At 40.7% G+C, this 6,208-nt stretch carries 7 protein-coding genes; 6 read left to right on the top strand and 1 reads right to left on the bottom strand.

The window, feature by feature from the left end; translation table 11 throughout:
• Positions 1 to 83: 83 nt before the first annotated feature.
• The 3 genes from C5469_RS21875 (at position 84) to C5469_RS21865 (ending at position 3,109) form a co-directional block, all read left to right on the top strand.
• Complete coding sequence (locus C5469_RS21875; RefSeq protein ID WP_051769697.1) at positions 84 to 374, top strand: phage tail assembly protein; 291 nt, start codon at positions 84 to 86, stop codon at positions 372 to 374.
• A 114-nt stretch (positions 375 to 488) separates the two neighbouring features.
• Complete coding sequence (locus tag C5469_RS21870; protein ID WP_036841049.1) at positions 489 to 2,474, top strand: hypothetical protein; 1,986 nt, start codon at positions 489 to 491, stop codon at positions 2,472 to 2,474.
• 56 nt (positions 2,475 to 2,530) lie between these two features.
• Positions 2,531 to 3,109 (top strand): zinc ribbon domain-containing protein, encoded by a 579-nt coding sequence (locus tag C5469_RS21865; RefSeq protein WP_051769694.1) that lies wholly within the window; start codon positions 2,531 to 2,533, stop codon positions 3,107 to 3,109.
• 146 nt (positions 3,110 to 3,255) lie between these two features.
• On the opposite strand, the gene C5469_RS21860 is transcribed toward C5469_RS21865, so the two are convergent.
• On the bottom strand, positions 3,256 to 3,723 hold the full coding sequence (locus tag C5469_RS21860; RefSeq protein ID WP_036841048.1) for a hypothetical protein: 468 nt from the start codon (positions 3,721 to 3,723) through the stop codon (positions 3,256 to 3,258).
• A 355-nt stretch (positions 3,724 to 4,078) separates the two neighbouring features.
• Between C5469_RS21860 and C5469_RS21855 the strand changes: the two genes are divergently transcribed.
• The 3 genes from C5469_RS21855 (at position 4,079) to C5469_RS21845 (ending at position 6,159) form a co-directional block, all read left to right on the top strand.
• A complete protein-coding gene (locus C5469_RS21855) occupies positions 4,079 to 4,375 on the top strand; it encodes a type II toxin-antitoxin system HicB family antitoxin (protein ID WP_036841047.1) in 297 nt (98 codons plus the stop codon).
• A complete protein-coding gene (locus tag C5469_RS21850) occupies positions 4,375 to 4,677 on the top strand; it encodes a type II toxin-antitoxin system HicA family toxin (RefSeq protein WP_242689562.1) in 303 nt (100 codons plus the stop codon). Before C5469_RS21855 ends, C5469_RS21850 begins: the two co-directional genes overlap by 1 nt.
• Before the next feature lie 81 nt (positions 4,678 to 4,758).
• A complete protein-coding gene (locus C5469_RS21845; protein WP_166310722.1) occupies positions 4,759 to 6,159 on the top strand; it encodes a DNA circularization protein in 1,401 nt (466 codons plus the stop codon).
• Positions 6,160 to 6,208 lie beyond the last annotated feature (49 nt).

Here is a 6,208-nt window from a genome sequence, read left to right as displayed (position 1 = left end):
CAGGAAGTAGCAAGCGAAGATGCGACTTTTGAAGTACGCTGGGAAGGCACTTCGGTTACTGAAAATTAATTTGGAGAATCAACATGTTAGAAAAAACTAAAACTATCGTATTAAGCACGCCGATTGAGAGCAATGACGGCAAAGTCCGCTACGAGCAGATTGATTTGAAAGAACCCGTATTGATCCAGGTTGAACAGTTTTATGAGGCGAGCAAAAAAGCAAATCCGCTAGCGGCAACTCGGTTATTAATTTCTCTGGTTTCAGAAATTCCCGAATCTGTACTGAAAAAAATGGCAATCAGTGACTTCCATCAGTGTCAGGAGTTTATTGAAAGTTTTTTGGACTCGGAGAACTCCAAATCTGGCAGCAATTAGCCGCTGATGTCACATTTTATTACAAGTGGGGGCCGCGTGATACGTGGCTCTTAACCCGATCACGGCTTGAATGGTGGGTTGAACAAGCTAACCGGATAAGTAAGGAACGAACCAATGGCTAACGCTTTCGATTTTGAGTTAAATGCTGACGAAAATGTCACGAAAGTTATCGATGAAATTAATGCAAAGTTGAATGGACTCAATCCCAATTTGGCAAAAACTCAAGAATGGTTGAAATTTGGCGGTTCTAAATCCACAGAAGGAGTAGATACCCTTGGCATAAAGTTGCGCAACATGTCACGTTATGCCAAAGATAATGTGCAATACCTGGGCGACATGGTGCCCCCGCTTAAGAATTTCGGTGAACTGGCGACAAAATATGGTGGAATAGCAACAAAATTGGGCGGGGTTGGGGTAGCGGCTTATGGAGCATCAAAAGCATTTGAAAACTTAGTAAATATGGGAAAGGAAGCCTATGAATTGGATGTGTCCGCTAAAAACTCAGCAATGAGTGTTCCGGATTTCACACGCTTGCAAGGTGCGTTGATACAAATTGGTGTTAATGCTGATGACGCTAAAAAATCAGTGGAAAGCTTTTATGGAATTTTAAATCATCCTTTACAAGGAAGACGGGACGAAGCCAGAGCGCAATTAACCAGTATGGGGGTTCCTCTCTATGAAAATGAGCACGGAACGATTGATGCATACAAGACTTTTCCAGAAGTCGTTAAGGCTATGCAGAAATACCCGTCCGATGTTCAAAATACCATTGCTGAAAAAATTGGCTTAGATGAACACGGATTAGCGTTGGCACGTAAAGGACCTGAAAAATATCAAAAACTGCTGGCCGGTTCAGATTGGCAGGGTCACACCAGATCACAAGCTGATAATGATAAATTAAACGAATTCAACGACAGGTATAATAATCTAAATTCGTGGTATGAGGGCACAAAAACACGGTTAAGCATTGTTTTTGCTAAATTAGCATTATCAGAGACTGATATTATCGGTGATCTTGCTGGTAGAATAGTTAAAAGAAAAATTGATGATTTCGCTGCCATTGGGCGCTTTGTATCAGATGGGGGATTTTCTTATGAAGATAAAGAAAAAGCATACAAAGATAAATTAAATCATAAAAATAATATTAATAATGAAATTTACCACGGAAACAAAAAAGAGGACCTGCGCAAACAGGCATTAAGAGATAAGGTTTTCAGAAAAAGCTTGTCTTATTACGAAGATTTTCTTTTGAGTTGGGGTTCTACAAACGATGACTTAGAGAAAAAAATCAATGATCGCTATGGTGCGGCATGGGAAGCTGAAAAACGTAAACGTGAAGGCTACAAAGCTCCAAATATTCCTACTCTTGGTATTCAATATCCTAAACTTAAAAACAAGCCCAAGATTAAAAAAGATTCGTTTGGCTTGAGAATTAAAAATCCGGGAAATGTACGCGACGCACCTAATGGAATAGGATATGTACAAGGGAAAAATGGAACATTTGTTAAGTTTGGTAATAATCATGATGGCCTCTCTGCATTAGCTCGTCAACTAATGCTTTACGGCGACAGAGGGAAGAACACTGTTGATAACACAATCAGTACTTATGCACCGGCCGGAGGTGTAGATAGAAATAATACTCAGGAATATATTAATTTCGTGTCAAACGAGACAGGTTTTCTTCCCAATCAACAGCTAGATATGCACGACCCGAAAGTACTTGAAAATCTAATGGTAGCCATGATTAAACAAGAAAATCATGGTCAACAGCCGTTTAGTCAAAAAGAGATCACAGACGCAATAACTGCCGCTATCTTTGACCCAAAATGGCAGGGTTTGCGTGACAAATATTATCTAGGTCAACAACGCATGGTGAATCAACCCGTACCGCCTGAATCGGATAAAAGGCCATCATCTATCTTTGCAAATCAAGCAGATAATAGCGAGATTGCTCAGAATATATCCGACGCCATTCAATCAGCGATTGGTGAAAACAAACTCCAGGTAGAAATCACGATTGTCAGCAACAAGACTGGAGAACGGCAGCAATTTAATGCAAAAACTGGGGGTAGAGTAACAACCTCTATGCAATATCCTTGAATTTATGATGAACTTGATTAATGCTTAGTCAGTTTAATTAAATAAAGAGGTTAGCAATGAAAGGGTTTGGCTATTTTCTGTTGATTCTTGGTTTGATATGGCTTCTTATAGCTTTTAATATTGATACCACAATATTGCCATATGGTCGTGATTACACTCAGGATATTGGAACTATTGCCACCAAACATAATCACGTTTTTTTCGGCGCGTTTGTTACATTCTGTGGATTAATGATGATTTTATTCGGTAGATCATCAGATGATGTAAAGTGCTCTTATTGTGCTGAGTTCATTAATAAAGATGCTATCAAATGTAAACATTGTGGTAGTGATATTCGAGCTACTAGTTCGGCTAAGGCCCTTGCGCGTACACTCGTGATAAATTCAGAATATTTGAAGAGAGCTGAAAACTATCATCACTGTGATTTTGTAGATGAGGATTCCAACATTCGGAAACAACAGGTGGTTGATTTTTGTGCTTTGTGCTTATCGTACATTGATGAGGTGGAGTGCAAGGGAGGGGATGGAAATTCTGCGGAACGCAAGGTGGCATCAATGGTTGCTGACATAAAGACTCATTTGACAGAGGAACAGGCAAAGGAGTTTAAAAAAATTTGCGAATTCCATCTTTATTGATATAGCTAGCCCCGCCATCGTAGCAGGGTTATTTTATCTGTTATTTTTGGGACTCTATCAGCTTCTCTAAACGATCTAGTCGGTTGATTATTTCAAGAGTTAGGTTTATTGGTTGCTGAAGATAAATAAAATCCATGCCTGTTTGATTAAATTGCTTTTTTCGCAACCCTGCACTGGTAGCTTTCTCCACCATGCTCATTGACAAAGTAGCTCACGGCGTCACCAGTAAGTCGGTTGATGGCTACGTTCTGCATAGTGCGCCACTCGCCCCCACGAGACCACTCTATGCGATATTGTATTTGTTCATCTGTGACTACGGGATTAACTACACGGAAATGGGTTGAATCCCGACCTTGTGGTTCCCCATCTTCCCAAACAATGACAAGGCCAGTCCATTTCGCGTTTTTACCGTTTTTAACGCAATTTGTACCGGAAAATTCTGGCCACCCTTTGACATCAAAGCAAAGAGTATTCGGGTCTGATAAATAAATTGAAGGCCAGATAGATGTAATGGTGTTACCTGGGGATTCATTTTCACAAACAATAGGAGATGCAGAAAACGCCATCATAGGTATTGATAATACTAATGCCGCAAAACTTTTTAAATATTTCATCGGTTTCACTCCGTTAATAAATTATTCATTACTTTGAATGAAGCACAATTAATGATCAATGGTTAACATTATTACGCCACTTAATTGCGGTTTTTTTGTAAGCCAGCCTTGGCTTTGGCTGTAACACTATGATGTATAATGTTTTTTACAACTTGGCTTCATCATAATAAGCATTGTACTTAAAGTGTTTATTTATAATGAGGTTACATCTTCTTCGTTTTTCGTTCCTCACTTTTCGTCTAATTTCGAGCTTGCTTTTCTGGGAAATGGATTTGCTTAGTTAATGCTAAACGTATTACACTTACTTATATACGGTCTGTATAGATCTAGTTGCCCGATACAGAGGAGAAGAGAAATGAGATTACGTTGCATGGCTTATCGTCAAGATGGGATGTATATAGCTGCCTGTTTGGATCTTTCTTTGGCTGCGCAGGGTGACAATATAGATGAAGCAGTAAATAAACTCGAAGCCCAGATTGAAGATTACCTCAGTGAGGTGAAATCAGAACCTCAGTACTCCAAACAAATGTTAAGCCGAAAAGCACCGCTATCTATGTGGTTTAAATATTGGCGAATTGCCTTTCGAATTTTCATGAACAGAAAAGACAGTGGCATGGCTAAAGTTTTTAATGAACAGTGCGAACCTGCTTGATGTATGGTAGCGCTATGTTTTTTAAGAAATTAACGCCGTTGAAATACGCCGAAGTCATTAAAGGACTTACTGCTCTTGGTTTTGAGATGAAACCCAAGAAGGGGACTTCTCATGAACAATGGATCAAGAAAACTGAGGGTGGAAAATGGCTAGTCACTGTCGATAAACACCACGCGCCGTTTTCCAGAGACTTGATAAAATCAATGGCGAAACAAGCTGGTATCAGTACCAAAGAGTTTCATTCATTATGCAAGGGCATGATTAGCGCCGAACAAGTGCACGCTGAAAACTCATCGGAATAAGTAAATCTAAGTTTTATCCTACCAATCCTAGCCGCTTAATTGCGGTTTTTTTACATCTGGAAATAACCACAAGGTGGTGATATGCCATTTATCAAAGACGCCATTTCATCATTTTTGGGTAAAGATCAAGAGTGGAAATGGTCAGAACATTTACACCCGGCTTCATTCCGCGGTGTGCCATTTGCCATAGTATCGGGTGAAAGCGTTTTCGGTAGGCGTCAGGCTGTACATGAATATCCGTACCGTGATACAGCCTGGATTGAAGACTTAGGGCGCAGTAGTCGAAAAATTACTCTTCGCGGTTTCATCATTCAAGATAGCAAAGTTTATTCAGCGCCGGATGTTATAACTCAGCGTAATAATTTGGTTGCAGCGTGTGAAGAGGGTGTTAGCGGCACACTGATACACCCCACGCTTGGAGAACTGACAGTTAGTGTCACTGAGTCGGGCCTGCGTGTAAATGAAAGCGCTGATAATGGCCGGGTATTTGAGTTCACTTTGACTGTTATTGAATCCGGTCTCAAGGTCTTTGCTATCACAAATAGCACGGCGGCAGACAGCAAAGTAAATACAAATTGGCTCAGAACGGCCACGACGACAGTCGCTAAATTTGTTTCAATGGTAAAAGGCGAGATCCGCACTGTCACCCAAGCTGTCAAAACCATCAAGCAGACCATTAATTTTTGGGAAAAGATAGTGCAATCGTCAATTGATGAAGTGACAAATCTTAGTGACATGTTGAATTCGACATTTGGTAGTAAACGCTACGGACGTTACAGTCGCGGGAAAATCGGCGGTTCTGTATCCGGCGCAACGGGTGTTGTACTGCGTAATAATGACAGTGAAAATTATAAAAATGTGGTTAATGAAAAAATGGCCGGCGCTGTGATGGGGCGAGAAGCGATATCAAAAGCCCTCTCACAACTCAACAGTGCTAACTCTATTGAGGGGTTGGCGGGTGGAGTGCAATTAGTTATTAATGTAATCATTAATACAACAGGCAGTACGACGGAGAAAGTACGGGTATTTGAAAATCTTGCCAGCTTTAAAAATACGCAATATCAGCAAAGCAGTGTAGATAAGAATGTAGCTGAAGCCACGACATTATTGATCGTCGTTCTTTCTGCCGGCGCAATGGCAAAAACAGCCAGTGAACTCATTCCCGCCAATCGTGACGAAGCCGCAACAATTCAGCGTCGTGTTTGTGAATCTCTTGATAACGCCATTATCAAAGCCGGTGATTTAGCGGCTGATGATGTTTTTCAGGCTCTCGTTCAGCTACGTTATGAATTTGTTGAAAGTTTCTCACTGAAAGATGCCAAGGGGAGATTAACACAGTTTAATTTACCCTCTGTATTACCCGCGCTGAATATTGCTAATCGTATTTATCAAGATGCGGAACGCAGTGATGAGCTAGTCCAAGCCGTCTCTCCAGTTCACCCGGCGTTTATGCCCATTAAATTCAAGGCGCTGAAACAATGAAAAGTGATGAGTTGTCATTAGTGATCGGTGGGCGAAGGATCTTTGGATG

Origin of the sequence: Photorhabdus cinerea (genome assembly GCF_011189575.1) — a bacterium.
GTDB lineage: Bacteria > Pseudomonadota > Gammaproteobacteria > Enterobacterales > Enterobacteriaceae > Photorhabdus > Photorhabdus cinerea.
Note: the sequence above shows the minus strand (reverse complement) of the source record. Positions and strands in the feature narration are given on the sequence as shown.